The following is a 17,944-nucleotide window of genomic DNA, read 5'->3' on the forward strand; positions in this document are numbered from 1 at the left end:
AAGGACGCCCAATAAGTTTTGACTTATTAGACGTCCAAAAATTAAAAAATTAAGCTTTTACAACTTCTTTTTTCATTGTTTTGTTTTTAGCAAGATTTACATGCCAAGAAAGTGCTTCCTCTAAAAGATGAGGCGTTTGGTGGTTACCTGTTGCCTCAACTGCACGGTTGTAGTAATCCCATAATTGTTCTTTGTAATCTGGATGTGCACAGTTTTCAATAATTAAAGGTACACGCTCTTTTGGTGCAAGACCACGTAAGTCAGCAATACCTTGCTCTGTTACAATTACATCCACATCATGCTCAGTGTGGTCAACATGAGAAACCATTGGCACAATCGATGAAATAGCTCCACCTTTTGCATATGATTTTGTAACAAAAATACCAAGACGTGCGTTACGTGCAAAGTCTCCTGAACCACCGATACCGTTCATCATACGTGTTCCAGATACATGTGTAGAGTTAACGTTACCATAGATATCTAACTCTAAAGCCGTATTAATTGAGATTAGTCCCAAACGACGTATAAGTTCTGGGTGGTTAGAAATTTCTTGTGAACGTAAGCAAATTTTATCGGCATATTTTTCTAAATTGCCGTATACTTTCTTCTGTAATTCCTCAGTCAGTGTAATGGAAGTAGCAGCAGCAAATTTAACTTTACCTGCATCAATCAGGTTAAATACTGCATCTTGCAGTACTTCTGATGCCACAATGAGATCTTCGAATTCAGAATCTGCGAAACCATCTAGTACAGCGTTTGCTACAGAACCGACACCAGATTGTAAAGGCATTAATTGTTTTGTTAGACGACCTGCTTTAATTTCATCACTGAAGAAGTTTAATAAAATGTTAGCCATTGTTTGTGTTTCTTCATCTGGTGGAACGATTAATGAAGGGGCATCTGGCTCTTCAGAAATAACAATTGCTTTAATTTTAGCTGGATCAACTTTGATACCAATTTCACCAATGCGTTGCATAGCATTGGTCATTGGAATTGCTTCACGATTACCTTGTTCACCTGGAACATAAATATCGTGGATACCAATTAAAGCTTCTGGGTGAGAAATGTTTAACTCGATAATAATATTTTCTGCATATTCTGCAAAAATTGGTGAGTTACCTACAGAGTTTGTTGGAATGATTAATCCATCTTCAGTAATTGCAACAGCTTCAAGAATTAGATATTTAATTGGCCCAATAATTCCTTGACGTACTAGCTCAGCGTTATGAGAAAGATGAGCATCTACATATAAGACATCTCCAGAATTAATTAAATTACGGATACCTGCGTCCCCCTGGAATGGTCCACGTTTACGAATTGCACCAGCTTCTGCTAAGTACTTATCTACTTCTGGTCCTAATGATGCACCTGTATATACATCAATCTTGAATTCTTCATTTTTCGCGCGCTCAACTAATGCCATTGGCACAACTTTTGCGTCCCCAGCACGAGTAAAACCGCTCATCCCAACTACATCACCGTTAGAAATAAGTGCTGCTGCTTCTTCAGCAGTAACAATTTTACTCTCAAGTTCTTTTAAACCTAGGCGTTTTTGAACATTTGCATCCATAAAAAAATCCTCCCCTAAATAATTTTGATGGAAACCGATTACAAAACTAGAAAAAACATTTGAGAATTTTCTGTTTATTCAGTTGTAGTATGACTCCAACCATTTGAATAATACTATCACCAAATTGTCACAAAAACTTTAGAATTAGCATTAAATTGAGTAAAAAAAGGAAAATCGAGCATTAAGATGATTTTTCGACAGAGAAAACGTTTTATTGTAGAGTTGTATAAAATTAGAAAATTTCCACATTAAAAACTGTGTCAAAATTGTTAATGGAGGGGAGAGAAGTGGTCTCTTTTAACGTAAAAAAGAACAGCGAACAATTCATAAAATTGCTCGCTGTCTGTCCATATTAAAAACCTAGAGAACGACGGAAGTAGCTTGCATAGCGTTGGCTAACAGGAATGCGCGTACCATCTTTCATAATTAATAAAAACGTTGAGTGTGAATCTGGTTGAATTTCATCGATGAAGTCAATGTTAACGATATAAGAGCGGTGACAACGAATAAATGAGTCAGGTGCTAAAAATAGCTCTAGATCACTTAGGTTCAAACGGTGATAACCTTCACGAGTCATTGTTTTAACAAATGTTTTACGGAGTTGAGTTTCTAAATAAATCACTTGATCATGTTTGATTGGGTACCAGCAATCATCAATTTTGATGGTAATATAATTTGTTAAGAATGCTGATGGTTTTTGCGGGAAGATAGCAGTAATAGCTCCTTTAGTTTCGCCTTCCTCCATTAAAGGAATACTCATTCCATAGTAAGCGACACCAAAAACATCAGGTTCGATGTATGAGCTGATTTTTTGACCATAGCTAAGTGCTTTGTGTGCGGCTGAACCTTCTTTAATCGGATCACCTGGCTTAATTTTTAAATCAACTTTTTTGCTTGGCTGGTAATACAAATATTCATTTGTATCAGAGATAGCAATGGATGTATTCTCAGGGAAGAACTCCTTAATTATCTCCATTATTTCTTCTATTTGTTTTGGATCCACTTTAAACACCTCGTCTAAACTTTTAAAAATAGTATTATCATCTATTTTACTACATATCCATATAAATTATATAGAGAAGATTTAGGAATAAAATAGAAAAATGTCGATTGACTCATTAAAATGGTGTAAGATGTCTTGTATAATTTGTAAATAAATTTATATAATGACTAATTTTTTTTAATAGGTATATGGTAAAATCTAATTGTTAGGAATAAGTTTACGAGGTTTCTACTATGCGTATGTGATAAATTAGAACTAGAGTAGCAAGTAAAATGTGGTTGAAAGGAAATCGCAGAATATGGTAAAATCCACTGTATAGTCTATTTTTTTTAGATTTGGTGTTTTAGTTGGGTTATTTTTGAGTTATTTTTAATAAAAAATTGTGAAATAGGACTCAGTTCTTATATTGAATAAGCAAATACTATTTTCTTATTTTTAATTCGTTGGGATTGGTGTCAGATTTTGTCATGCAATTCGTGCACTCTGAGGAAAGATGGGGAAGATTATGCAACTACATCAACATTCTATGTCAGAAACGATATCCAAAAGATACTTCCAAGAAATCGATAATATTAATCAATATATCGGTGTCGAAGAATTTTTTAATATTGAGTCGAAATTAATATTTGAAATTTACCATTTAGAATCTACCAAAGCGAAAAAGTCTTTGCATGAGTTAATTGATATTCTTTCAATCCGTTTTGGTAAGCAGGTTATTAAAATTGTTCGAAGTTATTTTTCCGTTTTATCATCAATTGTTGCCCGTAAACTGCTGGACAATCAAGTACCTTCGAAAAAAGCCTTTGCTTTTAATATTGCTTGTAACGATATGATAGAAAATCAGATGAAAGACGCAGAGTTTTTACAATTTGCGGATGATTTAATTGATTTCTTTGTTTACTTTATTGCAGATCGCAAACAACCGACTTTCCGACATCAGACGGTCAACAAAGTAATTATGTATATAAATGATGAACTTGAGAATGATTTAACTGTAGAAAGTATCGCTAATAACTTTCATATCAGTACTAGTCACTTATCACGTATTTTCAGAGAACATGTAGGTATTACATTAGTTGAGTATTTAAATGTTCGACGTGTAGAAGAATCACAATACTACTTACGACATACAAATAAAAGTATTACATCTATCTCAGATCAGTTCCATTTCTGTAACCAAAGTTATTTCACTCGTATTTTTAAAAAATATACAGGTGTTACACCAAAGCATTTCAGAGATGAACTTCATCATGAATTTTATCGTTTTGAAATGGCAGAGACTGAATTACAGAATGTTTAAATTTTGAGCATAAGATGTGAAAAGGTGCGAACGTTTAGCATGGCTAAAGCTCGCACCTTTTTTACGAACAACTGCGGTCTAAATTAGTAGCACTTGCTATTTGATAAAGGTAGAGCCTATAAGGTATACTTCACAGTAGTTGATAAATTATAGTAGGTGGAAAAATGAAAAATTTGAAACTCTTTTCAATGCTTGGTCTAGCAGTTTTTGTGCTTAGTGGCTGTCAAGCAGTGCAAAACAAAGAAGGTTTTTTCTATAGTATCTTTGTAAAACCTATGGAATTTTTACTGGAGTTTTTCGGGAATGATATCTTTTCAGGAAGCTATGGTTTAGCAATCATTGCGATCACGGTTCTAATTCGTTTAGTTTTAATGCCGATTATGTTAAAAAACTATCGTCAGCAGCAATTGATGAAAACGAAAATGGATGCGTTCAAGCCTGAAATGGAAGCCGTTCAGAAAAAAATGAAGGAAGCTAAGACAAAAGAAGAGCAAACACAATATCAACAAGAAATGATGGCTCTCTATCAAAAGCATGGCATTAATCCACTTAACATGGGTTGCTTACCGATGTTAATTCAAATGCCAATTATTATGGGACTTTATTTCTCGATTTTGTATTCTGCGGATGTAAAATCACATGAGTTTTTATGGTTTAGTTTAGGGTCACCTGATATCGTTATGACCATTATTGCAGGGATTGTTTACTTAGTCCAAGCGCGTGTATCATTATGGACTGTACCTGAGCAACAAAAGGCTCAAATGAAAATGTTTATTTATATTTCTCCAATTATGATTGTCTTTATCTCAATGTCTTCTATGGCAGCTCTACCTCTGTATTGGTCTGTCAGTGGTGCATTATTGATTATTCAAACATATATTGGGCGTAAATATTATTCGGAGCATCCCGAAAAAGCAAAAAAATAAATTAAACAATGTCGAGGCGCCTCTGTTGCCTCGACTTTTTTAGGAGGTCAGCAAGATGAACAGAAAGTGGCTAGTATCTATTCTTGTTGCAATTTTTAGTATTGCGGCACTCGTATTTATTATTATAGGGAAATTTAATTTTGCCGTACTTGCGATGACGATTATGTTCGCTTTATCAAATGGGTTTAGAGCTAAAAGTTTTGCAGAGCAGGGCTATGTAAAAGAAGCAAAGTGGATGAAGTATATGGCAATCTTTTTTGCTATTGCTTCAATAGCAGTATTTGTCATTGTTCTAACAGACTAAATAAATATTTACATGGGAAATTCACACCTGAAAATGTGAACAGTGCTAAAATAAGATTATAACGAGTAATACAAAAAAATGGGTATTTTCAGGATGGCATGTTTTCAGAGCAATATCCTTGTTGTACCTGATATTTTAAAAGGGGCATAAATAGTGAAAAACAATCGTCTTCCGCTCATCATAGGTGCTTTGATTTCTATCGCGTTAATCGCAGCTATTTTTGTAGTCTATAACTATAAAAATGATCAAGTAAATAGTGCGACTGATGAGCAACCAAAAACAACAGAAACAAACGACTCTACAGAGAAAGACTCTTCTGTAACAGAGGAGCCAGACAATACACCTGAAACACCTGCAGAATCAGAGCAGCAACCTGACGAAAACGGTTATCTACCAAATCAAACATTACCTACTGAACCAACCTACATAAATGGTATTTTGCTAGCAAATAAAATATATCCACTTCCTTCTACCTTTGCACCTGAAGAAAATCCAGAGGCACGACAAGCTCTAAATCAGATGTTAGCTGCCGCCAAGCAACAAGGATTTGATTTAGTTGCATTTAGTGGGTATCGTTCTTTTGAATATCAAACAAAACTTTATGATAACTATGTAAAACGTGATGGACAAGCAGCAGCAGATCGATACAGTGCTCGACCAGGCTATTCCGAACACCAAACAGGCTTAGCGTTTGATATAGGAGAGCGTGGAAAAGAGGATGTATGGCTGACAGCAGAATTTGGAGAAACGCCAGCAGGACAATGGCTATTTGCGCATGCTCAAGAGTATGGTTTTATTTTACGTTTCCCACAAAATAAAGAAGATATTACAGGTTATATGTATGAATCTTGGCATTATCGTTATGTAGGCAAAGATATTGCAAAAGAGATTACAAAGCAAAATATTACGTTGGAAGAATATTTAGGAGTGAAATAAAAAGGGAAGAGATGCGGTTCACTATGAACAGGCTCTCTTCCTCTTTATTTTTATAAAATAGGTGTTAATAAACGTGAAATGGATTCTTTAAATTTAATAAGTGCTGAGCGGTTTTTATACATTTCCCATGTTAATTCCGTACAATCAAAAATATCCTTTTCAAATAGCTCTGCAAGTTGGTGCGATATGTTTGCATCATAGATGAAGGCATTGACTTCAAAATTCAGACTGAAACTTCGGACATCGATATTAGCTGTTCCGACAGTCGATGCCTCGTCATCAATAATAATGGTTTTGGCATGGATAAAGCCTTTTTCATAAATGTAGACTTTCGCTCCTGCACGTAATAACTGACCGGCATAGGAATAAGTAGCCCAATAAACGAACATATGGTCAGGTTTGTTAGGAATCATAATGCGCACATCAATGCCCGACAATGTTGCGATTTTAATGGCGTCTAAGAAGCTTACATCTGGGATAAAATAAGGTGTTTGAATATAAATATATTTTTTCGCCATATTAATAAGTTTTAAATAACCAATCTTAATTTGTTCCCAGTCTGAGTCTGGTCCACTTGAAACAATCTGTAAGCCAACATCACCCTTTTGCGGGATAGCAGGGAAGTAGCGATCAGAGTAGCCCATTTTCTGCTGTGCACTTGCTTGATTCCAATCGAGTAAAAAGCGAGTTTGCAGTGGATGCACCGCACTTCCTTCAATTCGCAAGTGAGTGTCTCTCCAATAACCGAATTTTTTTTGTAGCCCAAGATATTCATCACCGACATTAAAGCCACCAATATAGCCAATTCGACCATCAATGACAACAATTTTACGGTGATTCCTAAAATTTAGACGGGGATTGAGAAGTGGCAAAATGGATGGGAAGAAAACTTCTACTTCACCTCCAGCATTCAGCAATTCTTTAAAATGACGCTTTTTTACATTACGTGAGCCCATCTCATCATAGAGTAGACGTACCTTGACACCTTGTTTTGCTTTTTTAATCAGTGCATTCACGATACGTGTACCTAAGTCATCTAGACGGAAAATATAATACTGAATGTGGATATGATCTTTAGCTGCTTCAATATCTTTTAGGAGTTGTTCAAATTTATTGGCACCATCATCGAAAATATCTAAATGGTTGTCTTGTGTTAATACCGCATTGTTTGTTCTAAGGTGCATATAAATCATTTCTTGATAATTTTCTGCGTTTGCAATGCGAAACTCAAATGTTTCACTGCGAATGGCTTCCATTTGATAGCTAATGAGGTTATCTATCCCGATATCCTTACGCCCTTCCCAACGAAATAAATGCTTTCTTCGTAACTGCCTTCCAAGTAATAAGTACAAAATAAATCCAACTAATGGCAAGAAAAATAATACAAGAATCCATGCCCATGTAGAGGTAGCATCTTTACGTTCTAAAAAAATGATGGTCATGGCTAATAAAATATTAAAAAACAAGGTTAAAGGGACTAAATATTCTATGTCTGTAAAAATGCTCATTCCTACACCTGCCTTTACTATTGTTAACAACATACATAAGTATAGCCTACTTCAAAAGAAGAAAGAAGATATGAAATCTAGCTAGGTAGGAAAAGGATTATCTCTTCGATTTGTAAGGGATAATCCGCATGTTTTCGTTAGTAATTTTCCCATTGAAATAAAATATCGGAAAAATCCTTTTGAAGAAGCTTTTCTCGGTTAATAAAAAACTTGCCAACACCGCAATCTGCCCACATAATTCCTAATTCATCATGAGAGTCAATTTGTAATAATAAGACATTATAGCGCTGAAGTAGCAAGGACTCTTGATGAATATCCTCATTTAAATAATAAGCATAGCCACCAATTTTAGCTCCCGCTCCTAGGAAGTGTTGCAAATAAATCTCTTGCACATCATCCATTTGGGAGGATAGGAGGAAGGGAAGGTGACGTTGTGCTCGATAATCTAGTGCAGAAATGGGTTCCTGTGTTAGCTGAAATTGTAAAGCTAATTCCTGACGAATAGGGAAGCCATCTAATGTAGTCGGTATAGAAAAGTGTGCCTGTTGAGAGTGGGCTGCACTGTCATTAACAGTTGGATAAAATCTTACTTTATAAAATTGCTGAAAAATGTCTTCGTAATAATTGACAGTAGTAGTTTTAAAAGTATTGGCTGAAATAAAAAACTGCAGTAATCCCCTTGAAGGAAAACCTAGTAGTGGTGGGATTTCGGCAAAATTAATTTGAGCTAATAATCTCATTGGCTCCCCTGTTAAATCTTTTGGATAGGTTTGAAAAGAGGGGAGATAGGGTTCGCCAGCAAATTTACTTTCAGTTAACGTAGTTGAACGTTGGTATGGCTGAATAATGATTGTTGAAAGTAGCGTGTCTTCGATTTCTGAGCGAAAAGCTTCTAGCTCTTTAGGAAGTAAAAAATTGGTTGCTTTGTTCATGCAAACCCTCCGAATATCTCTCTAGGTCTTTAAAGTATAACAAGTTACGGTATAGTGAGAATCTATTCAAAACGCAATGATTTACTGGAAGCCTTATAGATAAAAATCAAACTTATCGAAAGAATGGCTATTGCTGCCGATATATAGTACCCGAGACTTGCTTGCATCGTAAATAACCAAGTGAAAAATAGTGGACCAAGAATACGTCCTAAGTTATCCATTGAATAGGAAAGACCTGCGGCAGTTCCATATTGTCCTCCAGATTCTTTCGAGGAGAGCGATACCACACACGTTCTAGCAAGTGCATTACCAGCTGTAAAGACACATAGGGCTAGACCAGCGATAAAAAGATTAGCTGTGAGTGTGAATAATAGCATACCGATTGCTGTTACAATTTGAGCACCGATTAACCATGTTGTTTCGCTGCCATTTTTTATACGTCGAACAACGCCACCTTGAATGGCTGCATCAACGAAACCACTAAACATAAATAAATATCCAATTTGTAATGGTGTAATATGAATCTTTTCGATTTGGAATAGTTGGAAAGTAGCCTCAACACCCGCTAGCATAAAGGTTACTAAAAATGAAAACATAAATAAGTAACGCACACGGTACTGTAGCATCTTGCTAGCGCCTTTTGGTACAATAGCACGTTTAGTTGAATCTTTCCGTTTTTCAGGTTCTTTTAAGACGAAACTTGCATAAATAAATAATAGTGCAATTAATGATGCGGATGCGATAAATGGTAATTGCAAACTATAATGGCCTAGCACCCCACCGATTGCTGGACCAAAAATAAAACCAAGACCAATGGACATGCCCATAAAGCCCATATATTTATTACGATCCTCTTCACTGGACATATCTGCGATAAATCCTGTTACTGCTGTATACAATGCTCCTGAGAATAAACCACCTACAATGCGTGAGACATACAAAATAGCTAGGTTATCTATAAATAATGAAAAAATAACAAAACTAAGGCTAAAACCAACCAGACCTGTTAAGATTAGTTGTTTACGACCTATCTTATCTGATAGCATGCCCCAAAATGGTGCTGTAAAGAAACTTGCAAGTGAATATACGGTTAGTAAACCACCGACGTGGAGATCATTCCAATTTTGCTGCACAATCACCTCAGGTAAGACAGGAATAATAATGCCAAATCCTAGGTAAACGAGAAATTGAACAGACATCAATAATAAAATTGCCTTTTTCATACAGTTCCCTGCTTTCATACAATATTTCACTATGTACATTCTACCCTTCTTGCTCTTACGATGACAAGAATTCGGATGGAGAAACATGGTGGAGATAGTTATTAATTGAAGATGAATAAAATATAGTGATTGTGGTTATTTTATAAGTGTTTGGTGGTATAAATAATTTACAATGTAACAAAAATGAAAAATTTTATATGTAAGTTAAATGGTATGATAAATTTGTCAGACATCTTACTCGTAGAAAAATGAAACTTTTTTGTTCCCTAAAACGTTATATAAAATCGAGGAAAGATTGAGGTGGAATGTATGAGGAAAGAAGTAGATTTGAAAAAGATTGTTTCGAATTTATCTAAGTTGGGTGTAACAGCCACTGTAACAAAGTCTCGACTAGAACTTTTAAAAGTGCTAACACCACCAACGCAGACTCCGCAAGTTCAAGCTTAACTCGTTTACAATAGGAAAAGGGAAGTCTCAATGCGCGAGACTTCCCTTTTTCTATATTTATTCATCTTCATCATGTGTCGTAAACATGTACGTTCGATAATGGAACCGCATACTAAAGACTAGCCCAATGGCTAAAGCATTGCCCATTAAAGAACTTCCTCCGTAACTAATGAACGGAAGCGGGATACCTGTAATTGGTAATAACTGAATAGTCATGCCTATATTTTCGAAGACGTGGAAAGTAATCATGGCAATGATACCTGCACAAACATATGTTGAGAATGGATCTTTCAATAAGAGCGTTGTCTTTGTTAAGTGATAAATTAATAAGAAGAAAACACAAATAACAATACTAGCGCCAATAAATCCCCATTCTTCACCGATAACAGTAAAAATGAAATCGGTATGGTTTTCTGCTACATATACCTCTCGATTTCGGAACCCCTTACCAAAGATCTCTCCTGACCCAATAGCATTTAACGATGTTATTAAATGATAGCCTTCGCTAGATGAATAGGAATAGGGGTCTAGCCAAGAATAAATTCGAGCAAATTGATAAGCCTTTAAGCCGAACGTTTTTTCTAGGAAATCCTGCATATAAAGTGCCATCCACAGTAGGGTGCCACCTGCTACCACTCCACCTAAAAAGGTCGGTAGAATGATTTTCCAAGAAATTCCGGCTACGATGATAAGAGCAGCAGTAATCGCAAAGAATACAAGAGCAGAACCAAGGTCAGGCTGCTTCATAATGATAGCCAATGGTATGATGAGTGTGATACCAATTTTCCCTAGTAGTAGGAAGTCCGTTTTTACTGATTTTAACGAATAAACTTCATGATGCTTACTGATTAGTCGTGCTAGTGCTAAAATGTAAAAAGTTTTCATAAACTCAGAAGGCTGAATATTTCCAATCGGCGTATGATACCAGCTTTTAGCACCATTAACGGGTGCACCGATTTGACCTTCTCCTTCAGGCATAAAAATAAGCAGTACCAATAAGGCAATCCCTGCTCCATACATATACCATGACATTTTTTTATATTGATCTGGCTCAAAAAACATGACGATGCCAATAATTACTGCACCAATAACATACCATTGCATTTGTTTAGGTACGTAGTTAATGCCATATTGACCCGATGTCTGGGCAGATGCAATAGCTAACAAACTGATGACTAGAAAAGTGAAAAGAATAAAAGCGAGGGTCCAGTCAAAACGGTTTGCGAAATTTCGTTTATTTTCCATAAAAGCCACCTAAATTAAAATAGTATCTCAATATGAGTAAATATGATGCGAATCTTCCAATTTCGTTTATAATTGTTCAAAGAAGAGAGCTATTGACCAGTAGAGTGTATGAGATAACTCATATCTATTGATAAGCTTGCAACTTGCTTTGAACATTGTCAATGGAATTTTCAGCAATACTTGTACTCATTGAGTAATCTTAAATTAATATGCAAATGCATGTTTAACATTCCTATTATAACGCAAAAAATACTTTTATGCCTGTGCATATAGTTGGGACGACAATTAACATAAAATGTTTCAAAAAAATCATGTTTAGACTTATAATGTAGTGAAGAATGGGGTGATGGTTGTGGCTAAAAAATTAAAGTCAGCTGATGATTTTATGTATCATATTTATGTCCATATGAATGATGTAGATAAATTTGTCATTTTTAGCGGGTTAAAATTCCCGCAATTTGTGGCTGCACTTGAACCACTGCATCACTTACTGTTATTAAAACATTCCTATGAAGACGGTTCTTTTAATATGCATACACAATTTGAATATGTCTTGGAAGATGAAGTTCCTCGTTTTGTGAAAAAATCAGCAGAGTCAAAGGAATTGTGTTGGGTTGATTTTATGGACGAAAAGAGGCTAGATCATTTGACACCAATGGAACAAGGAGAATTGCTTTACATAAGTCATAAAAAAGAACCGATTACGTCTGCATTTTTTAACAAATTACAAAATAGATTTGTCTATTATTCTTCAGATCAAGAGAAGATGACAAAAATTTATTTTCGTCATTTAAGTGATTCGGATTTATTGGTTGCCAATGTATTTAATAGCCTAATTCGTGAAAAGGAACGGAGTACTGGTTTTTGGCGTCGAAAAGTAAAGGCGAGTATTCCATCTATATCGCCCGATTTTTTACGATCTTACCGATCCTTTGCTAAGGACGGAGCGTTACTATCTTTGTACAGAATTGAAAAGCCAAAGGTAGCCTATGGCATAGAAGTTCGCAACCTATCAGAGTATTCATTTCCTGATGAAGTTTGGGATGACTTAAATACGATCCTGAAAACGGAACATGATGAATTAATTTATATTATTTAATCTTCATATCAGTAACGATTTTTGCGATTAAGCGACTATCAAATGAAGATCAGTTGTTGGCAGATATGCTGAATTTTGAATTGAGCCTAGACAATTTAAAAATTAGATGCAACTAAGGCATAATCGATGAAATGTCAAAATCTCACCGTCAAAAATTACGGTGAGATTTTTATGTCATTTGTCAAGACGTTTCATGATAAACTAATAGTACTCAAGAAGTATGTGGAGGGCACAAAAATGAAAAAAAGAATCGGTTTATTATACGGCGGAAAGTCAGCGGAGCATGAGGTGTCATTATCGACAGCTCGTGCAGTTACTGGAGCTTTGAATTTCGAGGAGTATGAAGTATATCCGATTTTCATTACATCTGACGGGGAATGGCGACGTGGAGAACGTTTGGAAAAACCTGTAAGTGCAATAGAAGAATTACAATTTGGTGATAATGCCACAATTTTAGAAAATAATATTACTGATTTTTTAATCGATGAAAAAGGCAATGCGGTGCAGTTTGATGTTATTTTCCCATTGTTACATGGAACAAATGGTGAGGATGGAACTGTGCAAGGATTACTGGAAGTACTGAATTTACCATATGTAGGAAACGGTGTATTAGCATCTTCAGCTGGTATGGATAAAGTGGTGATGAAGCAATTATTTGAAATTGCAGGCTTACCACAAGTGCCCTATACGTACTTTATTCGTAGTGAGTGGAAAAACGAGCAACAGACCATCATTGAACGATGTGAACAGGGCTTGAGTTGGCCGATGTTTGTGAAGCCTGCAAACTTAGGTTCAAGCGTTGGGATTAGCAAAGCAACTAATCGTGAGGAATTAATAAAAGCAATTGAGATTGCTCTGCAATATGATCGTAAAATTGTTGTAGAACAAGGTATTATGGCTCGCGAAGTTGAACTAGCTGTGTTAGGTAATGATTATCCTGAAGTTTCGGTACCAGGCGAAATTAAACCAGTCACTGAATTTTATGATTATGACTCGAAGTATAAGGACGGTTCTACAGCCCTTATTATTCCAGCGGAGCTACCAGTGGAAACTGTGACAAGCTTAAAGGAATTAGCAAAACGTGCATTTAAAGCAATAGATGGTAGCGGTTTAGTTCGTGCCGACTTTTTTGTAACGGCTGAAAATAGCGTTTACATCAATGAAGTGAATACAATGCCTGGTTTCACGCCTGTAAGTATGTACCCATTATTATGGCAACATACAAATGTGAGCTATCCAGAGCTGATTGACCGTCTCATTAAGCTAGCAATCGAACGTTACGAAGAAAAACAACAGCTTCACTATAAAAAAGACTGAGTGGGATTATTGTGAAAAAAACATTAAAACAATTAGCTGCATGGTTAAATGAGGATATGGCGGCTTTTGGTGATACCGTTGTATCAGGAATTTCTATCGATACAAGAACAATTCAACAGGGAGATTTATTTGTGCCATTTCGTGGCGAGCAAACAAATGGGCATCAGTTTGTTGTTCAAGCATTTGAGAAAGGCGCGGGAGCTTCTCTCTGGCAAAAAGATGAACCAAATCCTCCAGAAGGTTATCCTTTACTATTTGTGGATGACTCAGAAGTGGCTTTACAGGAAATGGCAAGAGCCTACCGTAATGAACATAAGGCGAAATTTATCGGCATTACAGGTTCAAATGGTAAGACATCCACAAAGGATATTTTAGCGGGTACACTTGCGCCATTTTTTAAAGTACAAAAGACTATTGGGAACTTTAATAATCAATTAGGGTTACCTATTACAATTTTACAGCTTGATGAAAATACAGATGTTGCTGTTCTTGAAATGGGTATGAGTGGTTTTGGTGAAATTGAATTTTTAACGAAGCTTGCTCGTCCACATATGACGGTTATTACAAATATCGGCGAGGCTCATATGCAGGATTTAGGGTCACGAGCAGGTATAGCAAAAGCAAAATTTGAAATTATTCAAGGGATGCAGCCTGATGGTCTATTATTCTATGATGGTGATGAACCGCTGCTCCAAGAATTGGTGGCCAAGGAACAGCACTTACAAGCAGTGCCGTTCGGATTAGAGCCAGGTAATCTTTTATACGCTGAAAATATTCATGCTAATGCGGATGGCAGTCACTTTACTACGCATGGAATCATTGAAGGCGACTTCTTTATTTCAGTTCTTGGTAAGCATCAAGTAAAAAATACATTAGTGGCGATGTTAATTTCTCATAAGCTAGGTTTAAACAATGAACAAATTCGTACATCCTTAGAGCATGTAGTCTTAACAGATATGAGGATGCAACAAGTACAAGGAACAAATGGAGCACTATTTATCAACGATGCCTATAATGCAGCACCAACCTCGGTGAAGGCTGCTATTCAATTTATGGCTTCCTCTACAATTCGACCTGAAAAATGGCTTGTGTTAGGAGATATGCTGGAGCTTGGACCGAATGAGCAAAGTTTTCACGAAGGGCTAGCAGCATATATAAATGAGCATGAAATTGATTATCTCTGCTTATTTGGCCCTCGGATGGCATATCTTTATCAAGTATTAAAAGAGCGCTTTGAGAAAGAACGTTTACTGTATGTAGCAGATGATTATACGGCTATTATTGAAAAGCTAAAACTAGCGAATGAATCATCTATTGTTTTACTTAAAGGCTCGCGTGGTATGAAATTAGAGACGATCTTAAATGCATTTACGTCACAGTAACCAATGAATCGGTGGGATTAGGCTCACCGATTTATTCATTGTTAAACGAGGTGAGGACGTTGTCAGTAGGTGTACTATGTATTCATGGATTTTCAGGTGGACCTTATGAAGTGGAGCCATTCACAACATACTTACGGGCACAGACAAATTGGCTAATTGTAGAGCCGACGTTGTCAGGGCATGGAGAAGAATTACAAATGAGTGGTTTTACAGCGAAGCATTGGTTAATGGATGCCGAGCTTGCCTATCGATCATTAGCTAAAAAAGTAGATGAGGTAATCGTCGTTGGTTTTTCAATGGGGGGAATCATAGCATTATATTTAGCTAAACGTTATAAAGTAAAAAAACTCGTATTATTAAGTGCTGCTGCAAAGTATGTCAGTCCCAAACAGTTAGTCAATGATTTCAAAGTGCTTGCTACAGAGGCTTATCACCGTAATTTGACGAATAACGAACTTTTTTTACGATACCATCATAAATTTAACAATGTGCCTTTAGCATCCACAATAGAATTTATGAAGCTGGTTAGAATGGTGGAACCTTATTATCAACATATTCAAATTCCTGTTTATATCGTGCAAGGGAAATTGGACGGAATAGTGCCCTATCATACGGCGCAATTCCTTTTTGATAAATTAGCCTCGAAAGATAAAAATTTGTATTTTTCTGATAATGGCAAGCATCATATATGTTTTGAGGAAGATTGTTCTGAATGGTTTCCAAGGGTTTTAACGTTTTTAAGGGATAAATAAAGTAGTCAGATTATTACGACTCATGCGTTATCGTTGCATAGGATTTAAAGCCATGTTAGACTAGTGTAAGCAATGGATACATTTTGTGCGAAGACTCTTCATATTTGGTTGAAGGGTACTTTTTTTTGAACACAACGGTTTTATTCTAAAGTGAATAATTACGACAGAATCGAACCGCTCGGTAAAGACCGGGCTTTCCTTTTCATATAAGAGAGCTCTATATGGACTATCATGTAGAGAAAATTTTTAAGTAACGGAAACGTTCCACTACACAGGCTCGAATTTGCCGACAACTTCATCTGAAAATGTAACCATTTGTCAACTTAAAAGGAAAAAAAGGAGATTGAGAAGTTTGACAAATTTTTCAGAATTAAATATTAGCGAATCTACATTACGCTCAGTAAAGCGTATGGGATTTGAAGAAGCAACACCAATCCAAGAAGGTACTATTCGTTTTGCGATTGAAGGCCGTGATGTATTAGGTCAAGCACAAACAGGTACTGGTAAAACTGCCGCTTTCGGGATTCCACTAATTGAGAAAATTGATCCAAAAAACCCTAATATTCAGGCGTTAGTTATTGCTCCAACTCGTGAGTTAGCGATTCAAGTTTCAGAAGAGCTATATAAAATTGGCTATGACAAGCGCGTAAAATTATTATCAGTATACGGAGGTCAAGAAATTGGCCGTCAAATTCGTGCACTGAAAAATAGACCTCAAATCATTGTTGGTACACCAGGACGTATTATTGATCATATTAATCGTCGTACGTTAAAATTAGAAGATGTTCAAACATTAGTATTGGATGAAGCAGATGAAATGTTAAACATGGGCTTTATCGATGATATTAATTCAATCTTAGAAAACGTGCCTTCTGAACGTCAAACATTACTGTTCTCAGCAACAATGCCACCAGCAATCCGTAAAATTGCAGAAACATTTATGCGTGATCCAGAAATTGTGAAAATTAAAGCAAAAGAATTAACAGTTGATAATATCGATCAATATTTTGTTAAGTCTGCTGAACGTGAAAAATTTGATGTTTTATCTCGTTTATTAAACGTTCACCAACCAGAGCTTGCTATTATTTTTGGTCGTACAAAACGTCGTGTAGATGAGCTTGCACAGGCCCTATCTATTCGTGGCTATTTAGCTGAGGGTATTCATGGTGATTTAAGCCAGGCGAAGCGTATCTCCGTATTACGCCAGTTTAAAGAAAATAAAATCGATATCCTTGTTGCGACGGACGTTGCCGCTCGTGGACTTGATATTTCTGGTGTAACACACGTTTATAACTTTGATATTCCTCAAGATCCTGAATCTTATGTTCACCGTATTGGACGTACAGGTCGTGCGGGTAAATCAGGTCTTGCCATAACATTTGTAACACCTCGTGAAATGGGTTACTTACGTATTGTGGAAGAAACAACGAAAAAACGTATGACACCTCTTCGCCCACCAACAACTGATGAAGCATTAGAGGGTCAACAACGTTTAGCTGTGGAAACACTGGAAAATCTTATTGCTAATAACAATTTAGGTGATTACCGCACACTTGCAGCGGAAGTACTAGATAATCATGAAGCAATTGACGTTGTTGCAGCTGCTCTACGTTCATTAACGAGAGAGCCAGACGATACACCAGTAACAATCACAGAAGAGCGTCCATTACCAATGCGTCGTGAGCGTTCTAGCAGTAACCGTAGTGGCGGTGATCGTGGCCGTGGTAACCGTAGCTTTGGTGGCGGACGTCGTGACGGCGCTCGCAGTGGAGAACGTCGCAATAGCGGTAGCAGTAGCCGTCGAGAAGGCGGACGCCGTGAGGGAGGTCGTAGAGAAGGTGGACAAGGTCGTTCTCGCTCTCCACGACGTCACGAAGGTTAATTTTAACCGAATACACTAATTCTTTATGATAAACCTTACAGTCATAGTGGCTGTAAGGTTTTTTTTCAGCTATAGTTGAAACAAAAAGGTGAGTAAATCCGTATACACCTAATGAAGA

16 protein-coding genes are annotated in these 17,944 nt (G+C 36.5%); 10 read left to right on the top strand and 6 right to left on the bottom strand.

Going from position 1 to position 17,944, the window contains the following annotated elements:
* Positions 1 to 49 precede the first annotated feature (49 nt).
* Positions 50 to 1,570 (bottom strand): succinate CoA transferase, encoded by a 1,521-nt coding sequence (locus CRI88_RS17920; RefSeq protein WP_036119187.1) that lies wholly within the window; start codon positions 1,568 to 1,570, stop codon positions 50 to 52.
* A 352-nt stretch (positions 1,571 to 1,922) separates the two neighbouring features.
* Complete coding sequence (locus CRI88_RS17925) at positions 1,923 to 2,573, bottom strand: LytTR family DNA-binding domain-containing protein (RefSeq protein WP_036119184.1); 651 nt, start codon at positions 2,571 to 2,573, stop codon at positions 1,923 to 1,925.
* Positions 2,574 to 3,078: 505 nt separating this feature from the next.
* On the opposite strand from CRI88_RS17925, the gene CRI88_RS17930 reads away from it, so the two are divergent.
* The 4 genes from CRI88_RS17930 (at position 3,079) to CRI88_RS17945 (ending at position 6,039) form a co-directional block, all read left to right on the top strand.
* Positions 3,079 to 3,873: a helix-turn-helix transcriptional regulator gene (locus CRI88_RS17930; protein WP_036119181.1), complete on the top strand. Its 795-nt coding sequence runs from the start codon at positions 3,079 to 3,081 to the stop codon at positions 3,871 to 3,873.
* A 164-nt stretch (positions 3,874 to 4,037) separates the two neighbouring features.
* Positions 4,038 to 4,799, top strand: a complete 762-nt coding sequence (gene yidC, locus CRI88_RS17935; RefSeq protein WP_036119178.1) for a membrane protein insertase YidC — start codon at positions 4,038 to 4,040, stop codon at positions 4,797 to 4,799.
* A gap of 55 nt (positions 4,800 to 4,854) precedes the next feature.
* Positions 4,855 to 5,103 (top strand): hypothetical protein, encoded by a 249-nt coding sequence (locus CRI88_RS17940; RefSeq protein WP_036119175.1) that lies wholly within the window; start codon positions 4,855 to 4,857, stop codon positions 5,101 to 5,103.
* A 153-nt stretch (positions 5,104 to 5,256) separates the two neighbouring features.
* On the top strand, positions 5,257 to 6,039 hold the full coding sequence (locus tag CRI88_RS17945; protein WP_036119172.1) for a M15 family metallopeptidase: 783 nt from the start codon (positions 5,257 to 5,259) through the stop codon (positions 6,037 to 6,039).
* Positions 6,040 to 6,089: 50 nt separating this feature from the next.
* On the opposite strand, the gene cls is transcribed toward CRI88_RS17945, so the two are convergent.
* From cls to CRI88_RS17960, 3 genes are all read right to left on the bottom strand, one after another.
* Positions 6,090 to 7,547 carry a cardiolipin synthase gene (gene cls, locus CRI88_RS17950; RefSeq protein WP_036119229.1) on the bottom strand — a complete coding sequence of 486 codons (1,458 nt, stop codon included), beginning with the start codon at positions 7,545 to 7,547 and terminating at the stop codon, positions 6,090 to 6,092.
* 137 nt (positions 7,548 to 7,684) lie between these two features.
* Entirely contained in the window at positions 7,685 to 8,479 is a 795-nt protein-coding gene (locus CRI88_RS17955; RefSeq protein ID WP_036119169.1) for a YwqG family protein, read from the bottom strand.
* Positions 8,480 to 8,541: 62 nt separating this feature from the next.
* Positions 8,542 to 9,702, bottom strand: coding sequence for an MFS transporter (locus tag CRI88_RS17960; RefSeq protein WP_058844749.1), 1,161 nt, complete (start codon positions 9,700 to 9,702; stop codon positions 8,542 to 8,544).
* A 309-nt stretch (positions 9,703 to 10,011) separates the two neighbouring features.
* Between CRI88_RS17960 and CRI88_RS22555 the strand changes: the two genes are divergently transcribed.
* Positions 10,012 to 10,149 (top strand): Lmo0850 family protein, encoded by a 138-nt coding sequence (locus tag CRI88_RS22555; protein ID WP_164908744.1) that lies wholly within the window; start codon positions 10,012 to 10,014, stop codon positions 10,147 to 10,149.
* A gap of 57 nt (positions 10,150 to 10,206) precedes the next feature.
* Here the strand turns inward: CRI88_RS22555 and CRI88_RS17965 are convergent, their stop codons facing one another.
* Positions 10,207 to 11,394 (bottom strand): FtsW/RodA/SpoVE family cell cycle protein, encoded by a 1,188-nt coding sequence (locus tag CRI88_RS17965; RefSeq protein WP_036119166.1) that lies wholly within the window; start codon positions 11,392 to 11,394, stop codon positions 10,207 to 10,209.
* A gap of 346 nt (positions 11,395 to 11,740) precedes the next feature.
* On the opposite strand from CRI88_RS17965, the gene CRI88_RS17970 reads away from it, so the two are divergent.
* From CRI88_RS17970 to CRI88_RS17990, 5 genes are all read left to right on the top strand, one after another.
* Positions 11,741 to 12,493 carry a hypothetical protein gene (locus tag CRI88_RS17970; RefSeq protein ID WP_036119163.1) on the top strand — a complete coding sequence of 251 codons (753 nt, stop codon included), beginning with the start codon at positions 11,741 to 11,743 and terminating at the stop codon, positions 12,491 to 12,493.
* A 237-nt stretch (positions 12,494 to 12,730) separates the two neighbouring features.
* Entirely contained in the window at positions 12,731 to 13,810 is a 1,080-nt protein-coding gene (locus CRI88_RS17975) for a D-alanine--D-alanine ligase (protein ID WP_101966904.1), read from the top strand.
* 11 nt (positions 13,811 to 13,821) lie between these two features.
* Entirely contained in the window at positions 13,822 to 15,192 is a 1,371-nt protein-coding gene (locus CRI88_RS17980) for a UDP-N-acetylmuramoyl-tripeptide--D-alanyl-D-alanine ligase (protein WP_036119153.1), read from the top strand.
* A 59-nt stretch (positions 15,193 to 15,251) separates the two neighbouring features.
* The gene (locus CRI88_RS17985) at positions 15,252 to 15,944 is read left to right on the top strand and encodes an alpha/beta hydrolase (RefSeq protein WP_089934464.1); all 693 of its coding nucleotides are present in this window, start codon (positions 15,252 to 15,254) and stop codon (positions 15,942 to 15,944) included.
* A gap of 352 nt (positions 15,945 to 16,296) precedes the next feature.
* Positions 16,297 to 17,826, top strand: coding sequence for a degradosome RNA helicase CshA (locus CRI88_RS17990; RefSeq protein ID WP_089934467.1), 1,530 nt, complete (start codon positions 16,297 to 16,299; stop codon positions 17,824 to 17,826).
* Positions 17,827 to 17,944: the final 118 nt, after the last annotated feature.

It is taken from the genome of Lysinibacillus fusiformis (assembly GCF_002845985.1).
Lineage (GTDB): Bacteria > Bacillota > Bacilli > Bacillales_A > Planococcaceae > Lysinibacillus > Lysinibacillus fusiformis_D.

Bases quoted from the DNA above. Each gene is read 5' to 3' on its own strand.
- CRI88_RS17960 (WP_058844749.1), bottom strand. From the start codon at position 9,702: ATGAAAAAGGCAATTTTATTATTGATGTCTGTTCAATTTCTCGTTTAC.
- yidC (WP_036119178.1), top strand. From the start codon at position 4,038: ATGAAAAATTTGAAACTCTTTTCAATGCTTGGTCTAGCAGTTTTTGTG.
- CRI88_RS17920 (WP_036119187.1), bottom strand. From the start codon at position 1,570: ATGGATGCAAATGTTCAAAAACGCCTAGGTTTAAAAGAACTTGAGAGT.
- CRI88_RS17930 (WP_036119181.1), top strand. From the start codon at position 3,079: ATGCAACTACATCAACATTCTATGTCAGAAACGATATCCAAAAGATAC.
- CRI88_RS22555 (WP_164908744.1), top strand. From the start codon at position 10,012: ATGAGGAAAGAAGTAGATTTGAAAAAGATTGTTTCGAATTTATCTAAG.
- cls (WP_036119229.1), bottom strand. From the start codon at position 7,547: ATGAGCATTTTTACAGACATAGAATATTTAGTCCCTTTAACCTTGTTT.
- CRI88_RS17940 (WP_036119175.1), top strand. From the start codon at position 4,855: ATGAACAGAAAGTGGCTAGTATCTATTCTTGTTGCAATTTTTAGTATT.
- CRI88_RS17965 (WP_036119166.1), bottom strand. From the start codon at position 11,394: ATGGAAAATAAACGAAATTTCGCAAACCGTTTTGACTGGACCCTCGCT.
- CRI88_RS17955 (WP_036119169.1), bottom strand. From the start codon at position 8,479: ATGAACAAAGCAACCAATTTTTTACTTCCTAAAGAGCTAGAAGCTTTT.
- CRI88_RS17970 (WP_036119163.1), top strand. From the start codon at position 11,741: ATGGTTGTGGCTAAAAAATTAAAGTCAGCTGATGATTTTATGTATCAT.
- CRI88_RS17975 (WP_101966904.1), top strand. From the start codon at position 12,731: ATGAAAAAAAGAATCGGTTTATTATACGGCGGAAAGTCAGCGGAGCAT.